Origin of the sequence: Foliimonas ilicis (assembly GCF_039939195.1) — a bacterium.
Lineage (GTDB): Bacteria > Pseudomonadota > Alphaproteobacteria > Rhizobiales > Rhizobiaceae > Foliimonas > Foliimonas ilicis.
Map to the genome: position 1 here is coordinate 1 of NZ_JBDUUH010000013.1, position 26,421 is coordinate 26,421.

Annotated in this window: 26 protein-coding genes and 4 pseudogenes; 17 read left to right on the forward strand and 13 right to left on the reverse strand. The window is 58.7% G+C overall.

All coding sequences use genetic code 11. The annotated features are described in order from the left end of the window. Nucleotides 1-123: 123 nt before the first annotated feature. Together ABFT80_RS22885 and ABFT80_RS22890 are read right to left on the reverse strand one after the other, a co-directional pair. Nucleotides 124-890, reverse strand: a protein-coding gene (locus ABFT80_RS22885) for an IS5 family transposase (protein ID WP_347974280.1) whose coding sequence is annotated in 2 segments (ribosomal slippage) — nt 124-578 and nt 578-890 — 768 coding nt in all. Because the reading frame shifts where the segments join, the coding sequence is not laid out codon by codon here. 40 nt (nt 891-930) lie between these two features. After that, complete coding sequence (locus ABFT80_RS22890; protein ID WP_347974281.1) at nt 931-1,269, reverse strand: hypothetical protein; 339 nt, start codon at nt 1,267-1,269, stop codon at nt 931-933. Nucleotides 1,270-1,795: 526 nt separating this feature from the next. Between ABFT80_RS22890 and ABFT80_RS22895 the strand changes: the two genes are divergently transcribed. Then, complete coding sequence (locus tag ABFT80_RS22895; RefSeq protein ID WP_347974282.1) at nt 1,796-2,200, forward strand: host attachment family protein; 405 nt, start codon at nt 1,796-1,798, stop codon at nt 2,198-2,200. 120 nt (nt 2,201-2,320) lie between these two features. Here the strand turns inward: ABFT80_RS22895 and ABFT80_RS22900 are convergent, their stop codons facing one another. The 9 genes from ABFT80_RS22900 to ABFT80_RS22940 all read right to left on the reverse strand — a co-directional run bounded on the left by ABFT80_RS22900 (nt 2,321) and on the right by ABFT80_RS22940 (nt 10,377). Beyond that, nucleotides 2,321-3,307, reverse strand: coding sequence for an aldo/keto reductase (locus ABFT80_RS22900; RefSeq protein ID WP_347974283.1), 987 nt, complete (start codon nt 3,305-3,307; stop codon nt 2,321-2,323). A gap of 8 nt (nt 3,308-3,315) precedes the next feature. Beyond that, nucleotides 3,316-4,845, reverse strand: a complete 1,530-nt coding sequence (locus ABFT80_RS22905; RefSeq protein WP_347974284.1) for an acyl CoA:acetate/3-ketoacid CoA transferase — start codon at nt 4,843-4,845, stop codon at nt 3,316-3,318. Beyond that, nucleotides 4,842-5,276 carry a MaoC family dehydratase gene (locus ABFT80_RS22910; protein WP_455189988.1) on the reverse strand — a complete coding sequence of 145 codons (435 nt, stop codon included), beginning with the start codon at nt 5,274-5,276 and terminating at the stop codon, nt 4,842-4,844. Before ABFT80_RS22910 ends, ABFT80_RS22905 begins: the two co-directional genes overlap by 4 nt. A gap of 74 nt (nt 5,277-5,350) precedes the next feature. Beyond that, a complete protein-coding gene (locus tag ABFT80_RS22915; protein WP_347974286.1) occupies nt 5,351-6,376 on the reverse strand; it encodes an alcohol dehydrogenase catalytic domain-containing protein in 1,026 nt (341 codons plus the stop codon). A 38-nt stretch (nt 6,377-6,414) separates the two neighbouring features. Then, nucleotides 6,415-7,188: an amino acid ABC transporter ATP-binding protein gene (locus ABFT80_RS22920; protein ID WP_347974413.1), complete on the reverse strand. Its 774-nt coding sequence runs from the start codon at nt 7,186-7,188 to the stop codon at nt 6,415-6,417. A gap of 94 nt (nt 7,189-7,282) precedes the next feature. Further along, a complete protein-coding gene (locus tag ABFT80_RS22925) occupies nt 7,283-8,032 on the reverse strand; it encodes a transporter substrate-binding domain-containing protein (RefSeq protein ID WP_347974287.1) in 750 nt (249 codons plus the stop codon). Between the two features lie 150 nt (nt 8,033-8,182). Then, a complete protein-coding gene (locus tag ABFT80_RS22930; RefSeq protein ID WP_347974288.1) occupies nt 8,183-8,833 on the reverse strand; it encodes an amino acid ABC transporter permease in 651 nt (216 codons plus the stop codon). A gap of 12 nt (nt 8,834-8,845) precedes the next feature. Next, entirely contained in the window at nt 8,846-9,514 is a 669-nt protein-coding gene (locus ABFT80_RS22935; protein ID WP_347974289.1) for an amino acid ABC transporter permease, read from the reverse strand. Further along, nucleotides 9,511-10,377 (reverse strand): shikimate dehydrogenase family protein, encoded by an 867-nt coding sequence (locus ABFT80_RS22940; protein WP_347974290.1) that lies wholly within the window; start codon nt 10,375-10,377, stop codon nt 9,511-9,513. The genes ABFT80_RS22935 and ABFT80_RS22940 overlap by 4 nt, the downstream gene beginning before the upstream one ends. Nucleotides 10,378-10,511: 134 nt before the next feature. On the opposite strand from ABFT80_RS22940, the gene ABFT80_RS22945 reads away from it, so the two are divergent. The 3 genes and pseudogenes from ABFT80_RS22945 to ABFT80_RS22955 all read left to right on the forward strand — a co-directional run bounded on the left by ABFT80_RS22945 (nt 10,512) and on the right by ABFT80_RS22955 (nt 11,980). Next, the gene (locus ABFT80_RS22945; RefSeq protein WP_347974291.1) at nt 10,512-11,354 is read left to right on the forward strand and encodes an IclR family transcriptional regulator; all 843 of its coding nucleotides are present in this window, start codon (nt 10,512-10,514) and stop codon (nt 11,352-11,354) included. Nucleotides 11,355-11,405: 51 nt separating this feature from the next. Continuing rightward, nucleotides 11,406-11,645, forward strand: a pseudogene (locus ABFT80_RS22950) (TIM barrel protein); the annotation flags it as partial. Nucleotides 11,646-11,845: 200 nt separating this feature from the next. Beyond that, on the forward strand, nt 11,846-11,980 hold the full coding sequence (locus ABFT80_RS22955; RefSeq protein ID WP_347974292.1) for a hypothetical protein: 135 nt from the start codon (nt 11,846-11,848) through the stop codon (nt 11,978-11,980). 6 nt (nt 11,981-11,986) lie between these two features. On the opposite strand, the gene ABFT80_RS22960 is transcribed toward ABFT80_RS22955, so the two are convergent. Then, the gene (locus tag ABFT80_RS22960) at nt 11,987-12,265 is read right to left on the reverse strand and encodes a MucR family transcriptional regulator (RefSeq protein ID WP_347974293.1); all 279 of its coding nucleotides are present in this window, start codon (nt 12,263-12,265) and stop codon (nt 11,987-11,989) included. 728 nt (nt 12,266-12,993) lie between these two features. Here ABFT80_RS22960 and ABFT80_RS22965 point away from each other — a divergent pair. Beyond that, a pseudogene (locus ABFT80_RS22965) lies at nt 12,994-13,893 on the forward strand (DUF3991 and toprim domain-containing protein). A 16-nt stretch (nt 13,894-13,909) separates the two neighbouring features. Here the strand turns inward: ABFT80_RS22965 and ABFT80_RS22970 are convergent. After that, on the reverse strand, nt 13,910-14,521 hold the full coding sequence (locus tag ABFT80_RS22970) for a hypothetical protein (RefSeq protein ID WP_347974294.1): 612 nt from the start codon (nt 14,519-14,521) through the stop codon (nt 13,910-13,912). Nucleotides 14,522-14,770: 249 nt separating this feature from the next. Here ABFT80_RS22970 and ABFT80_RS22975 point away from each other — a divergent pair. From ABFT80_RS22975 to ABFT80_RS23030, 12 genes and pseudogenes are all read left to right on the forward strand, one after another. Then, nucleotides 14,771-15,271 (forward strand): annotated as a pseudogene (locus ABFT80_RS22975) (DUF1419 domain-containing protein); the annotation flags it as partial. Continuing rightward, nucleotides 15,195-15,524: a DUF3085 domain-containing protein gene (locus ABFT80_RS22980; protein ID WP_455189989.1), complete on the forward strand. Its 330-nt coding sequence runs from the start codon at nt 15,195-15,197 to the stop codon at nt 15,522-15,524. The pseudogene ABFT80_RS22975 and the gene ABFT80_RS22980, both read left to right, overlap by 77 nt. Before the next feature lie 42 nt (nt 15,525-15,566). Beyond that, a pseudogene (locus ABFT80_RS22985) lies at nt 15,567-15,764 on the forward strand (transposase); the annotation flags it as partial. A 745-nt stretch (nt 15,765-16,509) separates the two neighbouring features. Beyond that, nucleotides 16,510-16,578, forward strand: a complete 69-nt coding sequence (locus tag ABFT80_RS28135; protein ID WP_455189996.1) for a hypothetical protein — start codon at nt 16,510-16,512, stop codon at nt 16,576-16,578. A gap of 311 nt (nt 16,579-16,889) precedes the next feature. Next, nucleotides 16,890-17,810 carry a ferric iron reductase gene (locus ABFT80_RS22995; RefSeq protein WP_347974296.1) on the forward strand — a complete coding sequence of 307 codons (921 nt, stop codon included), beginning with the start codon at nt 16,890-16,892 and terminating at the stop codon, nt 17,808-17,810. A 502-nt stretch (nt 17,811-18,312) separates the two neighbouring features. Next, nucleotides 18,313-18,846 carry an RNA polymerase sigma factor gene (locus ABFT80_RS23000; RefSeq protein WP_347974297.1) on the forward strand — a complete coding sequence of 178 codons (534 nt, stop codon included), beginning with the start codon at nt 18,313-18,315 and terminating at the stop codon, nt 18,844-18,846. A 62-nt stretch (nt 18,847-18,908) separates the two neighbouring features. Beyond that, the gene (locus ABFT80_RS23005) at nt 18,909-19,907 is read left to right on the forward strand and encodes a FecR family protein (protein WP_347974298.1); all 999 of its coding nucleotides are present in this window, start codon (nt 18,909-18,911) and stop codon (nt 19,905-19,907) included. Nucleotides 19,908-20,078: 171 nt separating this feature from the next. Further along, on the forward strand, nt 20,079-22,475 hold the full coding sequence (locus ABFT80_RS23010; RefSeq protein ID WP_347974299.1) for a TonB-dependent receptor: 2,397 nt from the start codon (nt 20,079-20,081) through the stop codon (nt 22,473-22,475). A gap of 20 nt (nt 22,476-22,495) precedes the next feature. Beyond that, complete coding sequence (locus ABFT80_RS23015; protein WP_347974300.1) at nt 22,496-23,470, forward strand: iron-siderophore ABC transporter substrate-binding protein; 975 nt, start codon at nt 22,496-22,498, stop codon at nt 23,468-23,470. After that, on the forward strand, nt 23,467-24,510 hold the full coding sequence (locus tag ABFT80_RS23020) for a FecCD family ABC transporter permease (protein ID WP_347974301.1): 1,044 nt from the start codon (nt 23,467-23,469) through the stop codon (nt 24,508-24,510). Before ABFT80_RS23015 ends, ABFT80_RS23020 begins: the two co-directional genes overlap by 4 nt. Further along, complete coding sequence (locus ABFT80_RS23025; RefSeq protein WP_347974302.1) at nt 24,507-25,493, forward strand: FecCD family ABC transporter permease; 987 nt, start codon at nt 24,507-24,509, stop codon at nt 25,491-25,493. The genes ABFT80_RS23020 and ABFT80_RS23025 overlap by 4 nt, the downstream gene beginning before the upstream one ends. Further along, entirely contained in the window at nt 25,480-26,283 is an 804-nt protein-coding gene (locus ABFT80_RS23030) for an ABC transporter ATP-binding protein (protein WP_347974303.1), read from the forward strand. The genes ABFT80_RS23025 and ABFT80_RS23030 overlap by 14 nt, the downstream gene beginning before the upstream one ends. Nucleotides 26,284-26,421: the final 138 nt, after the last annotated feature.

The following is a 26,421-nucleotide window of genomic DNA, read 5'->3' on the forward strand; positions in this document are numbered from 1 at the left end:
TCAAGGAAGTTTCTATCCGCGTCGCTCAGAACGACGAGGTCCGCCTGCCTGCCAACCATCGATCAAACTCCTGCTCTCGTGACAGAAGCTCAACCAAATGAGGCTTACTTTGGTTCCAGGTGACTAGGACATAGACTCATTACCGCGTAGCCAGATGCGGATAGCGACGAGTTTGAGGGCGGCGAGGTAGTTCTCGGCCAGCTTGTCGTATCGGGTCGCAATCCGACGGAACTGCTTGGCCTTGTTGAAGAAGCGTTCGACCAAGTTCCGCGCTCTGTAGAGGAAGGGGCTGAAGCAGATCGCGTCCTTGCGGTTGGCCTTGGGCGGAATGTTGGCCCATGCCTTTCGCTCGGTGACAGCATTGCGCAAGGCGTTGGCATCATAACCCTTGTCGGCGAGTAGCATGGCACCCTCCGGCAATTCCTTGATCAAGTCCGCTGCGGAGGCGATGTCACTCATCTGGCCTGCCGTCAGCGTCAGCTTGATCGGCCTGCCTTGGGCGTCGACAAGAGCATGGATTTTGGTTGTCAGCCCGCCTCGGGAACGACCGAGACAATGATCTCGATCCCCCTTTTTGCTGTCGCGCCCTGCTGATGGACGCGAACAATGGAGGTGTCGATCATCTGCACCGTGCCGTCATGGGCTTTGGTAATGGCTTCCATGAGACGGTCCCATACACCTGCTTTCCGCCAGCGATTGAAGCGGTTGTAGATGGTGGTGGGCGGGCCGTAACGGGCAGGCAGGTCGGTCCAGCGTGCGCCAGAACGCAAAACCCAGAAGATGCCGTTGAGCACGCGCCGGTCGTCCACGCGGGGCACCCCGCGCACCTTGTTGGGCAAATGCGGCTGGATGGCGCACCACTCGAAGTCGGTCAGGTCATATCGGCTCATGGCCTTTATGAATCAGTTTTTGCTGCAGCTTGAAAGGCAGCTAATCCAGCCGCAAGTTCGCGAGCACCTCTGAGGCAATATCTTCAAGTCTACCTTGCAGAACGGGATTGGCGAGGTCGTGGATCGCGGCGAGGGTGACTTCCTCGCGGCCAGGTTCGTCCCGAATGTCCTCTCTGCCTTCAACCAAGTTCGCCCATGTTTCGACAGCACCAGCGTCTAGCTCACCCGATAAAAACCGCTGGAGCACAGCGATGATGTGCTCCCGTTGAAGAGTGACAACGGGACTGGAATCCCAACTGAGCGCCTGAAGTCTGGCCTCGAGATCAGCCAGTGGAGCATCAAAGCGAATGAGTGAGGTGAGCGTCGCAGACCGGTCCATCCCGGCAGATTAGCGGCACATTGCACCAGCGGGAACCAAGGCCCCGCCATTTTATGAGTTTACGTCCTAGGGCTGGATTAGCGAGGCGCTCGAAACTAAGCCGCCTGTTAAGCTAGGGTCAAGTTCTACAGACGCTCGATCGCCAAGGGCTGAGTGTCTAGGAGAACAACTTGTCGATGACCACGTTTCCGCAGGACGCTCTACTTTTTCAATGTCAGTCACCTTCGCACCGGCTTTCCAATCTTTCCCAACAACTTGCGAGCGTCAGCAATCGCAATATAGCCCATTTCCTCTCCCGCATGGTCGCGGTGACGAATTCCATCACGAATTAGCGCCCGAAGTTAAGGGGACTGCAAAGCACCCATGAGCTCGAGACATCCTCGATCCGTATCAGCGCATCGCTCAGAAGGTGAAGCCTCGCAATTTCAGTACGGAACTGACCTCGGTCAGCAGGGTTACTGTAGTAACCGAAGCAAGCTTTACCCATCGACCGGTGGAATAGCGATTGCTCACCTTGGAGATCAAAATGAAAATTTCTCAAGACACGATTATTGCCGTCGCCGATGGTGAGAAGCTTAGCCTTTTCAAGAATGAGGGCGATGCGGCGAATGTCAAGCTGAAGGCCATGCCGTCAGCGGATGTCGATAGCTCAAAAATCTCGTCAGGCGGCCGCCATTCCAGCAGTTCCGCAAATCCTGATGACAGCCAACAGGACGAAGACGGTTTCAGCAACGGCGTTGTCAATATGCTGAACAAGCAGGTCCTTGACGGGAAAATCAAAAGCCTCGTTATCGTGGCGGCACCGCGTACACTGGGAGAAATGCGTAAGAGTTACCACAAGTCGCTGTCCGATATTCTTCTCGGCGAACTGGACAAGGATTTAACGGGCCATTCGATGCAGGATATCGAAAAGGCGCTTGCCTCAGCGTAGACTACTTTCCGCTGCTGCCAGACAATGCTTCAAGGGGCGTCCGTCGATTTTTGACGGACGCCCCTGCTAATCGAAACGATGTGAACTGCGCAGGCCTTAGGTAAACAAATTTCGGACGCGCTATTCGTGTCCCGACAGATTGTGTGGAACGTAGGATCTTTCGAGCTTTTTAAGCTGTTCTGAACTCAGAGCGAGTTCAAGTGCTTCGAGTCCATCATCCAGATGTTTCGGCTTCGTCGCGCCAACTATCGGAGCTGTTACACCAGGCTTTTGCAGAAGCCATGCAAGTGCTACTTGCGCTCGAGGTCGCTTCAGTTCGTCAGCGATTTCACCGACTTGGGCTACAACGTCACGGTCGGCATCAGCCGCTTTGCTGTAATAATTTGCGCCGACACTATCATTTGCCGCGCGTTGGGTTACCGGCTCGTCTGACCACGGCCTCGTCAATCGTCCTCTGGCCAATGGCGACCAGGGAATAATCCCGATGCCTTCGGATATGCAAAGCGGCAGCATCTCCCGCTCTTCTTCGCGATAGAGCAGATTGAGGTGGTTCTGCATGGAAACAAATTGGGCCCAACCCCGCTCTCTCTGAATACCGAGAGCTTTCATGAACTGCCAGGCAAACATCGATGACGCTCCGATGTAACGGGCCTTTCCGGTTTTCACTATTTCGTTCAATGCATCGAGAGTTTCTTCGATGGGGGTTGCGTCATCCCAGCGGTGTATCTGCAGAAGGTCGATGTAGTCGGTGTTCAATCGCCGTAGACTGTTATCTACCTCGGTAAAAATCGCTTTGCGAGACAGCCCGCCCGCATTCACGTGATGTGACATCGGATAGAAAATTTTTGTGGCGAGAACGACTTCGTCGCGAGACGCGAAGTCTCGAACTGCTCGCCCAAGCACTTCCTCGCTCGCGCCATCGGAATAGACATTGGCGGTGTCGAACAGGTTGATCCCAGCTTCAAGCGCCTTGCGGATATACCCCCTGCCATCTTCTTCGTTAAGCACCCAGCTATGGTTGCCTCTCGTTGGGTCGCCATAACTCATGCAACCAAGTCCGATGCGCGAAATCTTTAATCCGCTATTGCCCAGATTAGTATATTTCATGTCAAAACCTATGAAAGGAACAGTTCGCGATCCATCAGGACCGGCGTAGAGGGGATGAGAGGCGCAAAATCCATACGGTCGAGGATGTCAGTTCGAATATCGATGCCAGGTGCGACTTCAGTAAGAACCAACCCTTGATCGGTAAGCTTAAAAACAGCCCGTTCCGTTATCAAAAGTGCCTCATGGCCAAGCTTTAGTGCTTGGGAGCCAGAGTATGTGATCTGTTCGACTTTACCTACGAGTTTACGGATCTGCCCTGGCCGACGCACGTTTAGACCGGCGTTTTCGACAGAAATATCTGTCCCCTTCGTATCGAAAGTGCCGCAAAAGACGACTTTACGGGCATTCTGGGCGATGTCCATAAAACCACCCGGTCCCACTGTCAGACCGCCGAGCTTCGAGACGTTCACGTCCCCTTGCGCATCGATCTCGCCGAAGCCCAGAAACGCAATATCCAGACCTCCTCCCGAATAAAAATCGAATTGTGATGGACCGTCGATCATTGCGCTGGCGCTGCGGGCGTATCCAAAGTGCAAACCTACCAGCAGTGATCCGCCATAAGTCCCATGTTCAATGGTCTGGTAGTAACGGTCGACATCGCCTTTGCTGGCAATGATCTTAGCCACACCTTCACCGATGCCGACGCCGAAATTGATGACTGAATCATCGGCCAGTTCCGCGTGTGCTCGTCTGGCTATGATGGCGCGGACGCCGAGCTCTTCCGGAGTCTCTGGAGGCGGGGGACCACGATGCTCGCCCGATATCGTCGGATCATACCCAATTTCGTAGCTCATGCGCTGGTCTGGATCGACGACTACGGCATCCACAATTGCCCCCGGTACGCGAACAGAACGAGCGGGCAAAGAGTTTCGATCGACGGCTGTTCGGACCTGCGCTATTACGATGCCGCCTGAGTTGTGTGCTGCGAGTGCAGCAGCGTACACATCGATATTTGCTGCTTCCTGATCCAGCGAGATGTTGCCGTCCGCGTCAGCGAACGATCCGCGAATGATTGCAACGTCTACCGGGAAAGATTTGTACCAAAGCAATTCCTGGCCGCCGATATTCACCAGTTCGACCATCTCGTCTTTTGCGGCATCGTTCATTCTGCCGCCTTGATGACGTGGGTCCACAAAGGTCCCCAATCCGACATGCGTAAACAGGCCCGGTCGTTTGCCACCGATTTCCCGGTATAGCTGCATGACGCAACCACTTGGGAGGACATACGCCTCGATCTCGTTGTCGCGCGCAAGTTCCTGCATTCGAGGCGACCAGACCCAGTGGCCACCCACTACTTTTTTGACCAACCCCTTGTGAGCGAAGTGGTTCATCCCCTCGGATTTTTTGTCGCCGATCCCGAGCGCGTGAATGACATTTAGGTTTCGCGGACTGCCGGACTGTTGAAATTTCCGCGAGATCGCCCTGAAGACGTGAGTTGGCTCCATCAACCCGCCGCCACCGCCAATCAGGGCCACGGTGCTGCCGTCGCGTATCAAATCAACGGCGTTCTCTGCAGACATGAATTTGTTGCGTGTCATGCGACTGCCTCTGTCGCGGTGACCTCACGTCTCGGCACCATTAGCCGGTGTTCACCTTCCTGCACGATTTCGTCATGCTGGTTAAGAAGCTGTACCTCGATAAAGAAGATTCCCATCGTGGGCTTGCTTTTCGACGTGCGTTTATCGGCAATCCGGTAGCGGACTTGCAGGGTGTCGCCTATTCTGATCGGACGCTTGAAATTCCAGGTCCATCCCAGCGCAATCCCGTCTTTGAAGAAGGCAGACTGCACTTTGAGCCCATCCGTGAGGCTCAGCCCCATCAAGCCGTGAGCGATCCTTCCGCCAAATTCGGTTGTGCGGGCATAAACTTCGTCCATGTGAACGGGTGAGAAATCACCAGCAACGCCCGCATAACCAAGGACATGTCCTTCCGTGACTGTAACTCTCGGAGTTAGGCGTTCATCGCCCACATTTATGTCTTCGAAAAAATTGCCGGGAAGCATTTTGGTCCTCATGAAAAAACGGGCACGGTGGCCACGCGTAATTACGGCCGCAGAAGTAGACGACCGGTTGTTTGTCGATTTGAGATTGCATGATGGGCGTTGGCGACTTCTTCGAGCCCAATCACCCTGTCGATGTGCGGTTTGATCCGGGTTTCAGCCATGAAGGTAAGCACTTCGACCAGTTCAGCCGTCGATGCGCTCTGCACGCCGTAGAATTCCCATTCTTTTAAGACGAACAGGCCGAGGTTAATTTCGATAGGATTGCCGTGCAGTTCACCCACGATGGCGCATCTGCCTCCCGCGGCAAGCCCTCGTAGCGTGCCTCCAAATGTCGGAGAACCGACGAGCTCGATCGCTGCGTCAGCACCGCGGCCACCGGTAAGATTCCGAACTTCTTGTCCGAAATTTCCGTCCTCACTTACGATGACCTCGGCACCTGCACTCTTAAGATCATCGACCTTCGACGCGTTGCTGGTGATGGCAATTGATCGGGCGCCGATTTCTTTGGCAATCTGCAATGCAGCAGTACCCAGTCCGCCGCTGGCACCTGTTACGATCACACTCTCACCTTCTTTCACTCGGCAAGCGTGGATAAGCGCTTTATAAGGCGGGCCATAAACACAGGCTGCAAGAGCTGCGTGCTCAAGAGGCAGGCTGTGCGGAACTCTGACGAGATTTTTAGCCGGAAGGGCTGCAAATTCGGAGTACCCTCCGTCACGGGTTTGACCAATGTCACCGCCTGATTGACGACAAAGCGATGGACGTCCCAACAAGCAATTGTGACATTCCCCGCACGCTTGAAAATTTGAAGATGCAACGCGGTCTCCAATATCAAATCCGGTAACTTGCTCGCCAACTTCGACGACCTCACCCGCCAATTCATGCCCCATCACCCTGGGCAGCGTCAGTCGCGAGCGAATACCCTGGCGCAAGATCAGATCGAGATGACAGACGCCGCAAAACGCTACTCGAACGACGACCTCCGTTGCTTTCGCCCTCGGCTTGCTGACCTCGGTGCACACCAGAACCTCTGGTCCACCGAACTCCCTGAGCAGTACCGCCTTCACGTGCTCGCTCCCTTGCGATCTGTATTATCGTCAATGGTTCAATTGTGGAGAATCTGTCCGAGAAACTCGCGCAGTCGCGGATTTTCCGGGTTCTCAAAGAATTCTTTTGGTGGGGCTTCAACGACGATTTCGCCGGCTGCCATAAAGATAACCCTGTCCGCGACACTTCGCGCGAAACCCATTTCATGGGTTACGCAAAGCATAGTCATCCCTTCGTCAGCGAGGGCGACCATCGTATCGAGCACTTCACGCACCATTTCGGGATCCAATGCGGATGTGGGCTCGTCGAACAACATAATCTTGGGGGACATGCACAGCGCACGCGCTATGGCGACACGTTGCTGTTGTCCACCTGACAGTTCGGCCGGGTATTTATTTGCCTGCTCGGGAATTCGCACCCGTTCCAAAAATTTGATCGCTGTTTGCGACGCTTCTGCTTTTGATTTGCCACGCACACGCATTGGCGCGAGCATGCAGTTTTGCATGACCGTCAAATGCGGGAACAGATTGAATTGCTGGAAAACCATGCCGACTTCGGCCCGAATGGCATCGACATTTCGCGCAACAGTAGTCAGTTCATTGCCATCAACGACAATCCGGCCTTTCTGGAAAACGTCCAGATGATTTATGCAACGGATAAGTGTGGATTTTCCTGACCCAGAAGGGCCGCAAATTACAACACGCTCCCGCTCTGCAACCTTTAGATTAACGTTCTTGAGTGCATGGAATTCACCGAACCACTTGTCCAATCCTTCAATTGTAATAATCGGTTCTTTCGAAACGGAAGAATTGGAAAGATTGTGATCAGGCATCAAGCCGGTATCGTTGTCGGTCATCTTGGTTCTCACATCGGCTTCTCAGTCACGGGTGGCAGGAGCCGCCCGTGACTGAGATCGTTTGGATGATTTATTCGGTAACGCTTACGGGAAGTGCGTCGGGGCCTTCGCCCGTCGTTGGCAGCTTGGCGATGTCGCCTCCGATCCACTCCTTATAGAGAGCGGCGAGCTCGCCGCTTTCCGTCTTGCGAGCAACGAAATCGCTCAAATAATCAGCGAATTCGCGTGACTGGGGTCGAACTGCAAAAGCGTTGAATGCTCGAGCCACAACGAACTGCTGAGTGAACTTTCCCTCACCGGCCACTTTGGCAATGTTGCCGACCTGGGTGGAGGCTCCGCCGATAATGTCGACCTGGCCCGAAAGAAGGGCCTGAATGGTTGTTGCGTCGTCGTCGAAACGCTGAATTGTCGAGCCCTCAGGCTTTGCCTGGGTCACTGAAATGTCCTGTGGCGTGCCGCGAGGAACGCCGACGCGCAGGCCCTTCAGCTCCTCATAACCTTTAACATTGAGGTCGGAGCGACCGATGAAAACCGTATCATTGTTGACATAGGGCCTTGCGAAGAGAACGACTTTCTGTCGATCCGCAAAAATCCCCATGACGGCTGCGAGCATATCGACTTGCCCCGTCAGAAGTGTCGCGACACGATTGGATGACGTCACTGGCGTAAACTGAGCCTCAACGCCCAGATCTGCTGCAACCATCCGGCAGAGCTCGATATCGAACCCTGTGAGTTTGCCTGACGGATCAGTAAATCCCCACGGCACCTGGGCGACTTGGGAACCCACCTTGAGGACTCCCGCGTCTTTGATTTCTTGCACAGTTTGCGCCATTGCTGACGGTACGCTTACAAGCGCGGATGCACTTGCGATGGTCGCTGCCGCGGCCCAAAGCGCCAGCTTGCGACCGGCCGTTTTCAAATTGAAATTTAGCATTCCTCACTCCTCCAGATTGACGGCTTGTGCCGCGCTTTAAGTTTTTCGATTGAATTTTTTCGCAAGTCGCATGCTGTACATCGACAGGGGAAAGCAGATCGCGAAGTAGAAGATTCCCGCTACCCCATAAGCCAGCAAAGGCTTGTAGGTTGTGCTGGCAACTATCTGGGCCGATCTCGAAAGTTCGACAAAACCGATGATGGCCGCGAGTGACGTTCCTTTGATAAGCTGTACGGAAAAGCCAACCGTGGGTGCCAATGAAAGACGGAAGGCTTGCGGGAGAACAATGTCTTTTAGCCGGTGCCAATATGACAAACCAAGTGCCGCTGCGGCTTCAGATTGGCCGCGGGGAACAGCTTGGATACCACCTCGCCATATCTCTCCCAGATACGCACTCGCGTGGAGCGTTAAACCGATTGTCACGGCAGTCCATGGATTCACCGGGAACCCGAGAACCGGGAGCCCGTAGTACGCCAGAAACAACTGAAGAAGCATTGGCGTGCCTTGGAAAAAATCGATGTATGCGGAGCTTAATCGTTCCAAAAGAGAGAAGCCTGACGTTCGTGCCAAAGCTACAAGAAGACCAAATAGCCCACCCATTCCAAAGGCGATCGCAGATAGGATTAGTGTGGCTTTAACCCCGGCAAGGATCACGAGAACGGCGTTATAATCAAAGCTCTGTATCAAATAAGCCTCCCGTTACTTCGTCGGATACGAGAAGTAAAATCTCGTGATCATCTTAAACAACGCCGCAAAACCATATGACATAATGAAATATAGAAACGTGATTACGATATATATTTCGAAACTTCTGAAGGTAAGCGTATCGATCGATTGAGCAACGGAAGTAAGCTCTTCGGCAGAGATGGATGACGCGATACTTGTCGTCAGCAGAGCTAGAATGAACTGACCGGACAATGCTGGAAAGATGATCCGCAGTGCGGGCTTGAGCACGATGAACCGGAATATTTTTGGCCCAGACATTCCTAGCGCTTTGCCCGCCTCAATTTGCCCTTTTGGGATAGCGTCTACGCCGGACCTGATGATTTCTGACGCGAACGCCCCACAGTTCAGGGTCAACGCCAGAACTGCTGCTGGCCAGGCGGCAAGACTCAGTCCGAGTGCCGGCAGCCCGAAGAATATGAACAACACCTGGAGCAGAAACGGTGTGTTTCGGATCAGTTCCACATATGAACTTGCAATCCATCTGAGCGGACCGATCGAGGAGTCGCGAAGGACTGCGGTGCCGAGACCCACAAGAAAGCCGAGGGAAACCGATAAGGCTGCGAGCCACAGAGTCATCAGGCAGCCAGCCAGCAACTCGCGCCAGTAGGGCACCAATACAAGGAAATCGAACTGGTAGGTCATGGCGCGAGCGCTTTTTTGACGCCGCCGTTTGCAGAGCGAATTCTGAAAAACTTCGTGTAGAGATCGATCTGGGCGTTGAGCATCGGTGCCCCGTGATGAATTGCGAGCCCAAACGCCGATGCTGTTTTAAGCAGCTCAGTTACAGCAGGCTTCATAATTACGTCTGCTACCAAACACTCGCGCCCGAGGTGTTTGGGATCGAAGGGCAACGGGTCTGACGCGGAAAGTCCGAGCGGGGTCGCGTTGATCGCCAATTGCACACCATTCGGGATATTTCCTGGAGCAGCAGATGCTACGGCACAGGTGCTCCCTGCCAGGCGCTGCGCTAAACTGTCCGAGCGGCCAGGATCGATGTCAGTTATTGTTATGGACGCGACGGGCTGACGGCTAAGAGCTGCAGCTATGGACGCGCCCGCGCCACCCGCGCCTACAATCATCACATGCTTGCCGCTAAGCTCGAAACCGCTTGTGGCAAGGCCTTGCACAAATCCTTCGCCATCAAAATTTTCAGCAAACCATGTCCCGTCAGATTCGCGACGGAAAGCATTCGCGCATCCCGCAAGCGTTGCTACTTCAGACAATGTGTCGGCGTACTCGCAAGCAGCAAACTTATGGGGAATTGTAACGAGTATCCCGTGCAGGTTTTTCCACGATTTCAACGCGTGCATGGTCTGGCCCAAATCCTGGGCCGTGACGTTGACGGGAAACATGACGGCGTCGAATCGGTTGCTCATGAAGACTTGGTTCATCAGCTCCGGCGCACGAACTTGAACGACCGGATCCCCAACGACCGCAAATATCTTCGTCACCCCCGTGATAGACATATCTGTGGTGTGATCGCGCGAAAACGCTTGTCGTAGCATGACCCCTCCCTGAGCCGAACTGTCCATCAAAAATGGAACATGTTCCAAATATGTAATCGTTCCCTTTCTGTCAACGCTTGAATTTTTGTTCCAATTGATACAATGTTCCATTTTTTAGGGGAGGCGGAATCGTCATGTCCAGTCGTGATCGCGCGTTGTCGATTATCGAATTGTTGGCCAGAAATGCGGACGGCTTACATCTGTCCGACATTGCGGAGCGGTTGGACCTGCCTCGCAGTGGCACACACAGGCTGCTTAATGACCTTCGTGAAAACGGCTATGTAAGGCAGGAGCACGAACGCGGTATCTATACGCTTACCGTGAAACTTGCGTCGCTTAGCTTGGTTCACCAAGTCGGCACCGGAATGGTAGATTTGGTGTTGCCCATATTAGACAGCCTTGCTGAGCAAACGGGTGAACTCGCGATGCTGTCCGTAATTGAAGGTGAGCGCCTGATGCGCGTTGCCAAGGCTCGAGGCGCGCGCAGGGGGCTCCTTTATAACCCGGAGGAAGAGCCGGAAGTTTATTTGGCTGCGACCTCGAATGGTTACGCGTATTTGGGATGTCTTGATGACGAACAAGCGATCCAGCTGATTGCCAGGCAAGGGCCGCTCCGCGAAAGTTATGGCCCCAATGCGCCGCGAACGATCAAAGATGTGATGACCTACGTGCATGAGGCCCGACGGTTGGGTTATTCCATTATCCACGACGTTTTCGAAGCTGGGACCTCGGCCATCGCTGCGCCGATCCGCTTACCGAAATCAGAAGATGTCGTAGGAACTATCAGCGTCGCCGGTCCATCTGTGCGAATGACCCGCGACAGGCTTGAGCTGATGGCTCCATTGCTCGTTTCCACTGCCGATGACATTGGCCATGCCGCTACCCGTTCGGGAATGTTCGAAGGGAATAAATACTCGACGGTTGGCGGGTCGGCCCCGCTCCCCGCTTCTGCCCGTTGGGCATCGATGATCGGATAACCTATTGTTAGCTCACACCTCAATATCACGCATAGACACGGCTAGAATTCGATGAAGACCTCTATTCCAGCGGTGTCTATCAGTGGCAATTTGCGGGAGAAGCTCGCGGCTATTGCTGCCGCAGGATTCGATGGCGTCGAGATATTCGAGAATGATTTTCTCGCTTTCGATGAAACACCGGCAGACGTCGGCAGGATGGTGCGCGATCATGGACTGACTATAACTCTGTTTCAGCCGTTCCGCGACTTTGAGGGAATGCCTGAGCCGCACCGCTGGAAAAGCTCGCGAAGAATGCCGTCAAGCTATCACAAGGCAACGGCCAAGCTGAAACCGTCAACAATGATCTGGAGTTTCAGCAGGCGATCATCGATGCAACGGGTCTGCAGCGCACCATTCGATATTTTTCAGAACTTACCGGAGATGTCAGGCGATTCAACAACCTTCTAGGTGTTGTGTATACAAACCGTTCCGGGGACGCTCAAAACTACGTTATGAAGCTCTACGAGGCAATCAGGGACAAAAACCTGTCGCTGCTCAAGCGATTTGGCAGGCCAAACTCGAAAGCAGCCGAACGCTACCTGTCGATTATCGTCACGGGGCAATCTGACGGCGCTGCCAAGGCGTGATGTTAACTACAGGCTTTTCCAGCGAAAGCTTTGCCGTAAAGCTGCTGCAGTGTGTTGCTCGACTTTGGGTGTGACGGATTTGCGGATCGAGACTGCCGGGACCGGCTTTTCTTCAGGCTGAGCGCCAGATATCCCGCTCGACAGACCGGCGATGGCCGCATGGACATTGCCGATGAGGCGGGGCAGGTCGCTTGCAGGCACGGGATTGTTGCTGACATAGGCGGCAACGATTTCTGAGGTCAGCACAAGCAGGTCGGCGGAGACCGTCGCAGTCTTTCCGGTCATGATCCACTCCAGGGAGGGTTTGTCGTGTCGATGTCATTGTTGTGGCAGGCTTGTCGAAACAGGAAGAACGCAGCTTCGCAAAGACCTTGATGGTGAAGGGGCAGGCCAAACGCGAGCGTTGTGAGCCTGGATCTGCGATGCCTCATGCAGGCAGGAGCGCACCGAGCGGAGCCCAATTCCTGCTCTTGTCGGCGTGTTCCTCTTGTTCCAGCCCAGACCTTGTCGATCAACCCGCAGGGGGTCGGACTACGCAAGCGTGCCGCCGCTCATGGCTTCGCCAATGCGGTGATCGCGGTCCCGGCCGGAACCGACGGGCGCCTGTCGAGCGGGGAATGGTCCCCGCAGCTACGGGAGCCACACCATGTCGCAAGAACTCCGCCTCGCCCAGAACCACGCCTGGACCCTCGCGCGCACCCTGATGGCGCGCCGGTTATCCTATTCAAGGTCAATGAAGGCGCATACGGAGTTCTTCTGCCGACGACCTCGATGACGACGAGGTCAATGCGCTCTACCTGTATGACCCCTACACGGGTGGCCAGCCGGTTCGTTGAACCGGCTTTCGTCCGGCGTGCCGCTTGCGAGCGGCAGGCGGCAAGGGAAGCTTCGCCGCGGCAGGAGCCGCGCCCTTGCCCCCTTTGCTCTTCGCGCCCTCGCTAGGATGTTCCGCGAAGTGTGCGGAAGAGATAAACTGAAAGAAAGGTCGGCTGGAAGGTGGCCGGGAGAAAAGAATGGAAAAGGCAGACGTAGAAGAGCTGCGAGGGCGTGTCGGATGTGCGGCCGTACTGGAGACGGGCGGTTTCGCGATCGACTTGAAGGAAAGCACGCGCAAGGCAGTGAAATACCGCCGCGGCGATGACATCATCATCGTCATCCACGACGGCAAGGCTGGTTCGACCCGCTCTCCGACGCCAAGGGCGATGTCTATTCGCTAGTTCAGCATCTGGACGGCTGCGATTTTCTGGAAGCCTTTGTGCAGTTCGCGTCGCTGGTCGGATTCGAGCCGCGCGAGCCGGTATGGAAACGACAGTCGCGTGAGACGGAACCTGAAAAATCGATACCGGATCGTTGGGCGACCCGGCGCAAGCCGTGGCGCGGATCGGCGACTTGGAGATATCTGCGCGGCGAGCGGCACATTCCCGAACAGGTCATCCGCGCAGCCATTGCCCAGAACCTTCTGCGGGAAGGGCCGCGCGGGAGCATGTGGGCCGCTCATCAGGGTACCGACGGCGTGGTCACCGGTTGGGAGGAACGTGGTCCTGAATGGCTTGGCTTTACCATCGGCGGAAGCAAGGTCTTGTTCCGCTTCGGGGTTCAAGGGCGCCGCTCGCATCTACGTGACCGAAGCGGCCCTCGATGCCATGAGCCTTGCTGCCATCGAGCAGATTCGGCGCGATACGCTTTATGTCAGCACCGGCGGTGGATGGTCGACCGGCACGGAGACCGCAATTCGCGCTCTTTTCGCGCGCCCAGCGATTCGTCTTGTTGCAGCCACTGACGCCAATCTGCAGGGTGAAGTGTTCGTGACACGCCTGCGGAACCTGGCCGCCAAACAGGCGTGCGATTTCGAACGGCTGAAGCCGGCTGCCGAAGATTGGAACGCGATGCTGCAGGACGTTGCATCCGCATGACGGTATCAGTCGGCGCTTATTCTGCCGCCGGTACATGATTGATGATTGCCGGTCCCACCTTTGCCGTTGTCATCTCGATTCGCAATGGTGCGCCCAGCCGCGACTGGGCTTCTTTTCGGATGGCCGCGAAATCGGCTCCCTCGGCGTCCGGGGTGTAGATCTCCAGAACGATCTCACCGGTTCGTTCGTCCGCATAGGTACCCTGAAGCCCTGGAAACTTGCTGCGGAACCAGTCGAGATTATCGGCGTGCAGCTTTTGAAGATCTACGCGCGTGTGCATCTGGCCTGAGATGAACTCTACTGTCAGCGGTTCCCCACAAATCGTCAGTCTGCGTGACTCAACAGGTTCGTTGCCAGTCAACCGCAGCACCAGCCTGCTTTCGGTGCCTTCCTGTTGATCCCAGAAGATTCCTGCAAGCCTGGGTGCATAGGTCTCTCGCAACTCCCTGGTGAGAGCGTCACCTCCATATTGCACCCGAAGCAGCTTTGCCATTTCCGGTGAGTCCGCATCGAGCACGGGCGTAGAGCAATCCATGAGGGGATCGACCCTGTCGGACGATTCCGGCTCGACAGCCAACGCAGTTGCTGTGCTGAGGAAAACGAGGGTCACGGCGAGAATGTGCTTCATCCAGGCATGACATCCGACGCGTGCGGCCAAATTGGGGAGAGAAGTGAGAGAAAGAGAAGGAGGAAATGAAACCCGGCTGCCGCATGCCCGCCAGCCGCATCAAGTGTGAAGCTTCGCCCGGCTTCGCCGGCACTTGACCCGCCCCGACGGAGAGGCGGCCGTGGAGGAGGGGTCAGGAAGGGCTGAAGATGATGGTGATCCCCGAGGATGCGCCGCGCTCCAGTCCGACGAGGCTGAAGGAGCCCGCCAATGAACTCCTCTTCTCCGATCCGAAAGGTCTATCAGGGTATCGCCGACCGCCGGCAGATGTTTCGCATGTTCGATCGACATGCCAAGCGCCCCAATCGTCTCAAGGATGCCGACGGCAGCCTCTATTGCGGGGAGTGGTTCGAGCTTGCCTAGACCGAGCATGACTACCTGTTCAACATCCTGCCGCCGATCTTCATGAACGGCGAGATGTTCGCCATGCGCGAATTCCTGACCGGCAGCATCACCATCGTTTTCTTCACGCTGAAGATCGACGACCGGATGCGGTTCTTCCAAGCCTATTGCGACATTGCCGACAAGAGTTCGCCCGCGCGTATGCGTGCCGCGATCGTCGAGCGGGAAAGCCGGCCCGCCCGCGCAATGATCCGAGCAGAGCGGATCGAGCATATCTGGAGCGCGACCTAGGATGAATATCGGGGCTACGCCGATTGGCGCTTTCCGCACGCGCAGCGCGGCAAGGCCGATGCCGCCATCAACGGTGGATTCCGCAATCCATACTACGGGCATGAAGCCGGGCGAGGGCGATCGCCCGCTCGTCGTCTGCTCCGAGGAGTGCCATCCGGTCGGCAATCCCGACTGTTTTCACTACAAGCATCGCCATTTCGGGGGCGATGACGGCATCGAATTCATTGATGCCGAGCTATTGATCCCGATGTTCGATCGGAACCTGCGCTGCACGCATCTCAATGTGCAGCTCCCCGAGCGCCAAGTCTCGCTCTCCCTGACCGTACGCTAACCCCCTTCAAAACCGCGAGCCTTTTCACGTGGCCGACGCCGTCGCCCTAGGCGCGGCTTTGTGCTCTTGCCCAAGCGCCGGGTAGTCGAGCGATCCTTCGCATGGAGTACCAAATGCCGGCGCCTCGTCAAAGACTACGAACGCCTCCACACAACTCTCGAAGGGCTCTACATCGTCGCCTTCGCTTGCATCATGCTCAGACAGGCCGCCGAAATCGCCCAGGTCCATAACAGACTCTAGAGAATACCTCCTTCGAGCCCTTCGACCTCGAAGATGAGCCGATCGCGGCCGTCACAGCCCGCGTGCCGATGAACGGGAAAACCAGCCGCGACCGGTCTAAGCACGTCAAGGCGAAGAGGCCGTCGCGCCGTTCCTCGCCGAGCGGCTGGCCGATCATGCGATAGAGCGGGGCGAGAAGTCCGAAGCGGTCAAATCCGCCTTCGAGGCGTTGCGCGGCGATCTCAGCCCCAACCAGCTCGAAAGGCTGGCGTCGGCGAGCCGGGTTTCGCACCGGGGTCTCATTAGCACGGCGCCGGGCTTAACGGGACGCGTGGCCCCGGCGGCCATGCGGACCGCCATGACCAGCGTCCATCCGCAGCGAAGGAATAAGAAGTCGTCCGCCATCCATCCCCCCGCGGCAGGCGGACGGATGCAGCCGCCAGGCTACGGGCGCGCGTGCGTAACTCCTCGCGCCCCGGTCGAAGACGATCCAACCAGAAAGGAAAATCATCATGAAAAGCTCGCAACGCTCGCGATGGCCGTGCTCATCGGATTGGGCTGGCTTCCGGCATGACCTAGGCGCAAGGCGCTCCGACCCCTGAACGCAAGATCGAGCGGTAGGCCGCGCCGCAGGAGCAGGCCGGGAAGCGGCAATGGAAGAAGGGCGGGAGATACACCGGCCGCGGCATGCAGGTCGGTAACTATCGCCAGCACAATCTCAAGACGCCATCGCAGGGCCAGATGGGTTCAGGACGGCGACCAGTTCCTGCTCGTTGCCATCGCTTCCGGCGTGATCGCCTCGATCGTCAGCGCCAAGGTCCAGCCGAAGAGATAGGTCGCCGCTTGCGTGCCGGGACGGCGATATGGGCGGCTGGCTTTTCCGGAAAGGTTCGACATGGGTCGCCTATAACTCCCTGCACGCAACAGATCGTGAGCTTTGGTGATCCGCCGCGTTCCTCCCTACTTCCGCGGTTCAGGAAACCAGTTCCCCGACCTTGGTTCTCGTTCGTCAACATTACGGGAGTCTGGCCGAATCCGTTCGCAAGCGGATCGGCCGGTCCTGCGTGCGCCTGCGAGCAACGGGACATCCGTCCTGGTTCGCCGGTGCAGTCAAAACGGCGCGCAGACGAAAGGAAATCGGGCGGGATGCAGGTGAAGGCTGATCAGGCAGGAGCGAAGAATGACTCTTCCGCCGATCCTCTGGCTGAGGCGCTAACCGAGCAATCGCGCCTGTGGCCGGAAGTCCGCACTGAATCCAGAAAATTGGAACCGGGCTGGATCACGGCCGAAGCGTTCTTCGCCGCCGACGCAGCGATCGACGAGTATCTCGATTATGAAGGTTCATTCCACGCGGGCGCTGATCGAAGGACCTGCGCGGCTTCCATGATGATCGACTATTGCTACGTCTTCTCGATGGCCACCGTCCCGCTCTTCGTCGGCTTCGGCATCGTTCCCGAGTTGACGCCGCAGCATTACGCCATGCGGTTCTACATCGCGCCGCAGGAGCATGACGGCCGCACCTTTCAGATCCGCCGCGCCCATGTCCGCTTTCTCTCCCGCGCCTTCTGGACTGATAAGAAAGTAAGCGCGGCCCATCCGGATGCGCGCGGGCTGCCAAATCGCGATGCCTTGTGCGACCTCTATCGCCACTCTGTTGAGGATCATGTCCGGCCGCTGATAGACAAGCTTGCCAGCAGGACCGGGCTGTCGCGCAACGCGCTGTGGCGCCTAGTCAGCGATGCCGTGGCCGGTCGCTTCCTGGACGCCGGCCGCCGACTCGGTTGCTTGGAGGAAGCAAAGGCAATGGCCATGACTATCCTCAAGCAGTCCGGCTCACCGCTTAACAATCGGCAGCTCCACTATTTCGACCTGACCCTGCGGGACGACGGAGAGCGCGAGCTGATCTCTTGGGCCTTTCGCGCCCGCGGTGGCTGCTGCCGCTACTACACCGTGGAGGGCGGGGAGCTTTGCGACACCTGCGTGCTGAAAAAGCCGGAAGAGCGCGATGCCGAGCTTCTTGAGATCATGCGGCACCGTTTTGCCGCCGCTGCCGGCAACAGATCATGAACCCCTCCGGCAACTCCGTCACACCCATCTCCCGACCCATCCGGTTTGCCGGCTGCTTCCCGGTTCGTGATCCGATGATGGGGAATTGAAACCCGCCCCTTCAACGCGCCAGCGCATCCTCGAATGCCGGTAAAAGTGGTGAGTTCCGCCGGCATGGCGGAGGCGGCCAGTACGGGGCTAGGTGCTTCTGGTGGACTTGCAGAGAGTGCCGCTCTTTCGGTCAATTCGCACCCGCTGTCTGTTGCGGTTTTGCAACGCAATCCAAGAATCTGCTTTTCGTAATTGCGCTTCCTGAGCGCGTGCGCCGGAACCCCTCGCGCGGATTCGTGCAACGAAATCAGACATAAACATGAGTGTTAGACACAAGTTTTCTTCCTGCTCGTGAGTGAGCTGTTTGTAATCGGTCTAAAGCACTGCTCTTGCGATAGAATTCCCCCTTTCGTATGGGATCGATCTCCCGCCTCGCTAGGGATGGCCGGTGCGACGATATGCTGATGGTCCGATGAACGTAAAGACAGAAGAAATCACGGCGCTCTATGTCGCCGAACACAAGCGTCTGGAACGGCAGATCGCCCGCCGCGTCGGCTGCCCCGGCACTGCAAGCGATCTCGTCCACGATATCTTCATCCGCCTTTGGGAACGGACCGCCGAGCGGCTCGCGGAGCCGGCCGCCTATCTCACGCGCAGCGCGCGCAATGCCGCGATAGACCACGTCAGGGCAGAGAAAAGGCGCAGCGATCTCTTCAGCGGCATCCTGCCCGAGCAATGGGCCGCTCCGCCGGTTTCTCCCGACGACGCCGTCGCTGCCCGGCAGGAGCTTCGCGGCATCGATGCCGCGCTCGCCGCCCTGCCTACGCGAACACGGCATATCTTCCTTCTCAATCGCGTCCACGGCAAGAGCTTCTCCGAGATCGCCGAGGCGCTCGGCATATCCCGGCGCGCCGTCACGAAGCACATGGCGCGCGCCGTCGCCGCCTGCGAGCGAGGGGAAATAGCCTCCGGGCCGGGCTTTTCTTCTCGCGCGAAATTCGGATAGTAGGCGACCTGCGCGGCCTTCGTCCTGGCGCGAGGCCCGTGGAAAACAACTCCGGAACAGTCATGCGCCCAGCCGACCAGCCACCGCACGACCGATCAGAGGCCGAGCTTCGCGAGGAAGCGCGGCAATGGTTCGTGTCGCTGCTGGAGCGGCCCACCGCCGCAAGGCGGGCAGAATTCGAAACATGGCTTCGCGCGGACCCCGCCCACTTCGAGGCGTATAGCGCCGTCGAGGCTGCCTGGCAGCAGGCGGAACAGCCAGGCCGGCGGCTTGCCGAGAAGGAGGCCGGCCAACTCGCCGTCTATCTGGAGGCGATGGACCAGGCCAAGGGGCGGAAAAAGAGCTTCCGCCGCCTGTCCACGTTGAGCGTCCTGCTCGCCGCCATCCTCGCGGGAGGCATATGGCTGGAACGCCCGAACATTTTGCAGAACATGCTCGCCGACCACAGTTCGGTCCGCGGCGAACGCCGCAGCATCGAGCTTTCGGACGGCTCGTCCGTGCTGCTGGATGCCGACAGCGCGCTCGACGAGGATTATACTGCAGCCGAACGGCGCGTCCGCCTGCTTCGGGGCGGCGCATTCTTCGACGTCGCAAGCTCCAACGTGCCTTTCATCGTCCGGGCCGGAAGCGGCGAGGTGCGCGTGCTCGGCACCGCTTTCGCGGTGCGGCTGACGGACGATGGCGGCCTGGTGACTCTGGAACGCGGCGGCGTCGAGGTGACGGCCGACGAGCGACCGGAAGCGAGCGCGCTCGCGCCGGGCCAGCAGGTTCGCTTCGGCACGGCCGGCATCGGCACGGTGGAGGAGGTGAGCCTCGATGACGAGCTTGCGTGGCGGGAGGGACGCTTCGTCTTCTACCGCGCCCGCCTGGCGGATGTGGTGAGAGAGATCCAGCGCTATCGCCGGGGGCGGATCGTCATCGCCACGGCGAGGCTCGCCGGGGAGCGTGTCACCGGCAGCGTCTCGCTTGCCGACACCGACGCCGCGCTCACCTCGATCCAAGCCAGCCTGGGCTTTCGCATGAACACCCTGGCCGGTCGTCTGACCGTCATCGGTCCCTAACTCCTCGCTTCGTTTCAGCCTTCCGGCAGGCGCGACAAAAATTAAAGGTTGCCTCCGAGGGTTCCCCGATCGCCCGTCTCAAACGTGAACGCAGTAAGAGCACGGCGAATGAGGGGCAGAGTTGCCATCCGTGCTCTCTAACGTTTTCGAGAGTGACAGGGGCAGACGAAGATGATGGGTCATGGGGTGCGCGGGGTAACATTCGCGCTGGCGGCGGCGCTGCTGGTGGCGGCGAGCGGGGTTTCGATCACGGCAGCGCAGGCGCAGCAACAGGCTGCTCAGGGCCAGTTCAGTTTCGATATTCCCGCCAAACCCGTGCCGCAGGCCGTTAACGACATCGGCCGTGTCGCCGGGCTTTCGGTTGTGTTCCGCGAGAACCGGCCGATTTCCGCCATCGGCAATCCGGTGAGTGGTTCGATGACCGCCGGGCAGGCTTTGTCGACAATGCTCGCCGGAACGAAGCTAGACTACAGCTTCAGCAATCCGACGACCGTGCAGGTGTTCGAACTGCCGGCACCGACCTTTGACAATACCGCGTCGGCTGACGGCGTCACCGTCCTCGACGTCATCACCATCTACGGCGCGCGAAACACGACGACCCTCGAAAGCACGTCCGCAAGCGTCGGGGTCGTCACGGCCCGGGAGATCGAGGCCGGCCAGATCCGGACAACCCGTGAGAGCTTTCGCCGGCTCGCAAACGTCATGGACAGCGCGAACCTCGACTCCGGTTTCGTTATCCGAGGCATGAGTTCCGAAGGCTTCGTTCCCAGCGGTGCTCTTGTTGGCTCGCTCTATGTTGATGGCGTGCTCCAGACCCGGTATGGCGCTCGACGCGGCGCGCGCAACCTTTGGGATGTAGAGCAGGTCGAAGTTTACCGAGGCCCGCAGTCCACGTTGAGCGGCCGCGCGGCCATGTCCGGAGCCATCTATGTCAAGACGAAGGACCCGACTTTCGATCAGCAAGTCGAGGTTTCTGGCACCGTTGGCAACAATGATCTTGCGGGCACCGCGTTCATGGTGAACACGCCCGTGCTGGATGACCAGATCGCAATCCGCATCGCAGGGGCGTTCGAGCGCAGCAAGACGATCCTCAACTATCCCGACTACGAAATTTATGACAACCATGGGAAATTCACCACCGATGTCGGCTACAATCTGCGCGGCAAGATCCTGTTTGCGCCTTCGGAGATGCCGGAAACCAGAGGCGTTCTCAGCTACGCATTCTCGAATGACCGTCCTATCGAAAGACTGATCGGCACCGGCGCGGGCTTCGATCCCGACGATAATCGGGGCGACTGGTATCAGTATCCCGTCTACGCAGAGCACAAGGCTACGAAGGTCCATAATATCGGCCTTGAGGTGACGCACGATTTTACCGATGCATTGCGATTGACATCGCAAAGCGGCCTTCATATCGCCGACACAGACCGATTTTCAATTGATCTGGGCACAGTCGGCAATCCGAGCGGCCTGAACGGAAACATAGATGACAAGCTGTTCATGCAGGAACTGCGGCTGAACTACGAAGGCGATCGCTGGAAGTGGGTCGGCGGCGTGTATGGCAGCTACCAGAATTTCGATTCCTGGCTTGAGGCAGGCCTCTACCCCGTCCTGAGGCAGGCGGAAACGCTGAACCGCAAGACCACCAACCTGGCGGCTTTCGGCGAAGCGACCTATGAGTTCTTCCCGACCTGGAATTTCACGCTCGGCGGTCGTGTGGACTATACGCGTGAGAAATCCGTGCAGGTCAGCTCGCGCTGGGCATGGGCGGGAACGCCGAATCCCACCGAAAATCGGGCCGACTTCGACGAGCTCAATTTCGTACCCAAAGTCGGACTGTCGAAGGACCTCGCGGAGGGACACACGGTCGGCGCCACCTATTCACAGGGCTTTCGCACCGGCGGCTACTTCGTGAACTACGTCACGCTTGAACCGAACTACTATGATCCCGAGAAAGCCCACAGCTACGAGCTGTTCTACAAGGGACGCCTGCTGGACGACCGCCTGACGCTCAACGCCAATCTCTTCTACACGAAGTATCAGGATCAACAGATCGAGATACGGCCGGACCCCAACGACCAGTTCTACCGTGAGACCTCGAACGCGGCCTCCTCGCGGGCGTGGGGTTTTGAGATCGAGCCTACCTTCCAGGTCAACGAGCGCCTTTCGCTGTTTGCATCGGTCGGCTACCTCAACACGAAGTTCGAGGAGTTCAACCATGCGAGCTATGGCGACCTCTCCGGCCAGCCCTTCCCGGAGGCGCCGGAATGGACCATCGGCTTCGGCGGGCGCTACGAGTTCGAGAATGGATTCTATGTCGGCGGCGACGCGAAATACACGTACTCCCATCTGGCCCGGTTCGGGCAGGCTCCGCAGGACAAGCTCGACTCCCGCATCATCGTGAACGCACAGGCCGGCTATCGCAGGGACAACTGGGAAATCAACGTCTTTGCCGAAAACCTGTTGGACGAGCGCTACTACACCTTCGCCGATCAGGAATCGCTGCCGGCTTACGCCCAGCTAGGACCGTGGAGATCCTTCGGCGTCAACGTCAAGACGAGATGGTGAATGTCGTATGGAGCGGATTGTTGCGCATCCCGCTCCAAAATTTTTGTCAGTCTATCTGTAAGAAGCGGAGCGTCTGCTTGCGAACGCTGCTCTTGGTATTGTCGTGGTTGTGCTGCGCGTCGCCTGCATTTGCTGGCTGCGACGGCAATCTTGTCACCGGGAATGTGTTGAATGCGCCATTCTGCGCTCCCGGCGATCCGAAGCGTATCGTCGTTCTGGACCCGTTCTATAATCTCGGCATGACGATGGAACTCGGTTTGCCGGTGGTGGGCGCTCCTCTGTTCGGGCTGCACGATCCGAAACTCCTTGCTGTCGCGCGGAACGCCGCGGTGGCCGACATCGGTGATCCCAAGCAGCCCAATCTCGAACGGATCGTCTTACTTCGACCCGACCTGATTGTCGGCCACAGCGCCTGGCATGAACAAATCCATGAATCCGCATCTCGGATCGCCCCTACGCTGCTGATCGACGATCTGGATTGGAAAGCTCATTTTCTTTTGCTCGCCGAGGCGACAGGCAGGTCCGAGACCGCCAGGGAGGCCTTGGCGAATTATGAGGCCCGCGTTTCCGCAATCAAGGCGCGCATGGAAGAAAAGACCGTTTCCGTGGTTCGGATAGCGACCAGCGGATTTCTTGTTTATCTGGATGCGCCGACCACCTTTGGTCCCTTCGCGATTCTGCGCGAAGCGGGCGTGAACCGCACACCCTTCGAGACCTCGACCGGCGACATGCTGTTCAAGCGTCTGGACTGGGAGGAGCTCGAGGCCCTTGAAAGTGACGTGCTGCTCTACTTCACGGTGGATGGCTATGATCCGGCCGCGTATGACCGGATAGAGGCTGAAACGCTTGCGAACCCCTTTTGGCAGATGTTGCCGGCGGTACAGGCAGGTCGTGCATACCGTGTCGATCGCGCGACCTGGATGGGCTTCAACGGCATTGCGTCCGCCCACCGCGTCCTCGACGACGTCGAACGCTACATCCTGACCGAACCATGAACGGCGGCCGGAGCTTTTCGGCCGTCCGAGCCGGCCCGATCACGACGGCGGACAGCATCCTACTTTTCAAGCTGGTTGCTCTGTGCAGCATTCTTGCGGCCACTTCTGTATGGTCAGTGACGTTCGGCACATCGCGCATCTCGATTGCGGACGCGCTTGGCGCGATCTTCGCCTTCGACGGCTCGCGCGAGCACCTAGTTGTGACGACCTTGCGCCTGCCGCGCCTGCTGGCCGGGCTGCTGGCGGGCTCTGCGCTGGCGGTCGCCGGCGCGATCATGCAGGCGGTGACGAACAACCCGCTCGCCTCGCCAGGCCTGCTCGGTGTGAATGCCGGCGCAGCCTTTGCCGTGGTCATGGCCACCAGCCTGCTCGGCATCGGTGCGGGGGGGAGCATCTGGTTCGCCCTTGGCGGCGCGGGCGCCGCTGCGATCATCGTCTATGCCCTCGGATCGGCGGGGCCGTCCGGCGCTACGCCGCTCAAGCTCGTGCTGGCTGGCGCGGTGCTCACCACCTTCCTCACCTCGCTGACCACAGCGATCCTGATCTTCGATCAGAATACGCTCGACGCCGTGCGTCTCTGGACCGCCGGGTCGCTCTCGGGGCGCACTATGCTGCAGATCGCTTCCGTCGCGCCCTACATTCTTGCTGGCCTCGCGGCCGCGCTGATCCTCCGCCGCCATCTGATGACGCTCAGCCTCGGCGCGGAGATGGCGCGCACCGTCGGGCAGAACCCGGTCGTCTGGCGCGGCCTCGCCGTTGGCATGGTTATCTTGCTTGCAGGTGGCGCGGTCGCGCTCGCAGGCCCGGTCGGCTTCGTCGGTCTCGTCGTGCCGCACATCACCCGCTTCACGGTGGGCGTCGACTATCGCTGGATCATTCCGTTCAGTGCGGCCGGGGGCGCTCTGCTGGTCGTGGTGGCCGACACGGTGGGACGGACCTTCTTCGCCAGCCAAAGCTTCCCGGTCGGCGTCACGATGGCGATGGTCGGCGCGCCCTTCTTCATTTGGCTGGCGCGCAGTCGAGTAGGTAAGACTCGATGATCCGCATCGTCGTCGTACTGATCGCCGCCGTTCTTGCCTTGCTGCTTGCCGGGCTGGCCTATGGCGACTACGCCGTCTCCTTCGGTGAGCTGGTCTCCATGCTGGCGGGGCCGGCCGGTGCGAATCCGCAGATCGAGATGATCGTGCTCGACTTGCGCATGCCGCGCTCGTTGCTTGCCATGCTCGTCGGCGCGGCGCTTGCCGTCGCCGGAGCCGTCGCGCAGGCCGTCATGCGCAATCCGCTGGCCGAACCAGGTATCCTCGGCATTAATGCCGGCGCGGCGCTGGCGGCCATGATTCTCATCGTCGCGCTCGACAACGCGCCGATCCATCTCCTGCCCTGGGCGGGCTTTGGCGGCGCCAGCGCGATGGCGGCCGCGATATACGCGCTGTCGTGGCGCAACGGCACCACCTCGCTGCGCATCATCCTGATCGGCATCGGCCTTTCTGTGCTCGCCGGCGCGGCCACCACCTTCCTGACCGCCTTCGGCGACATCCGCGATGTCCAGCGGGCGATGATCTGGCTCGCCGGCAGTGTCTACCATGCCGAGTGGACCGGGGTGCGGGTTCTCGCCCTCTGGCTCGTCGCGCCGATGACGCTCGCCCTGATGTCCTCACGCGAACTCGACCTGATCCGCTTCGGCGACCATGCCGCGCAAAGTCTCGGCCAGCGCGTGAATCTTGTGCGCGGGCTGATGATCCTGCTCTGCACGCTGCTGTCGGGCGCCGCCGTCGCCGCAGCCGGACTGATCGGCTTCGCCGGCCTCCTCGCCCCGCATATGGCCCGCCGCCTCGCGGGTCCGGCTCACGCCCGTCTGATCCCGGTATCAGCCCTGATCGGCGCTGCGCTGGTGATGGCCGCCGATCTCGCCGGTCGCACGGTCATCGCCCCGGCGCAACTTCCGGCCGGCATAGTCACCGCGCTGATCGGCGCACCCTTCTTCGCATACCTGCTCTGGGGCCGTCGCCATGTTGCAGCCTGATCGGGCCAAGGGCCTTGCCGCCAAAGGCGTCTCCGTCGCCTACGGACGCTCAGTCGTCGTGGAAGGCCTGGATCTCACCATCCCTGCCGGCGTCTTCACCGCACTGATCGGGCCGAACGGCAGCGGCAAGTCCACCATCCTGCGCGCGCTCGCCGGCCTGCTTGCGCCGAAAGCCGGTACGATCCGCCTCGATGGCGGCTCCATATCCGAACTTTCCACGAAGAAGGTTGCACGGCGAATAGGCGTACTGGCGCAGGGGCCGATCGCGCCCGAGGGCCTGACCGTGCTCGATCTCATCCGGCAGGGCCGCTATCCGCACCGCTCCCTGTTCGGCCACTGGTCGGAAAAAGATGACGAAGCTTGCGGGGAGGCCCTGAGGCTGACAGGGATGGAAGAACTCCAGGCCCGACCGCTCGACAGCCTGTCCGGCGGCCAACGCCAGCGCGCGTGGATAGCCATGACGCTGGCGCAGGAAACGCCAATCCTTTTGCTGGACGAGCCTACCACCTTCCTCGACCTCGCGCATCAGATCGAAGTGATGGAACTGATCGCCGAACTGGTGCGCAATCGAGAAAAAACTGTCGTCGCCGTACTGCACGACCTCAATCAAGCTGCCCGCTACGCGGACCACATGGTCATGCTCAAGGACGGAAAGGTCTCCGCTGCAGGCAAGCCCGCCGACGTGATGACCGCCGAAACCGTCAAGGATGTGTTTGGCGTCGCTTCCGTGATCTTCCCCGATCCCGTCGCCGGGACGCCGATGTGCGTTGCCAGATCAGAACGTGGATAAGCTGGTTACCCGATTTCGCGACGTCCAATCCCATCCAGTTGAACCCGCGCCACGTCAAAGCACCGCCACCGTCATCCAAACGCAGATGCCAGGGCGCACCGCCGAGCGCCCGACAACATTCGCTTACAAAAAATGCCT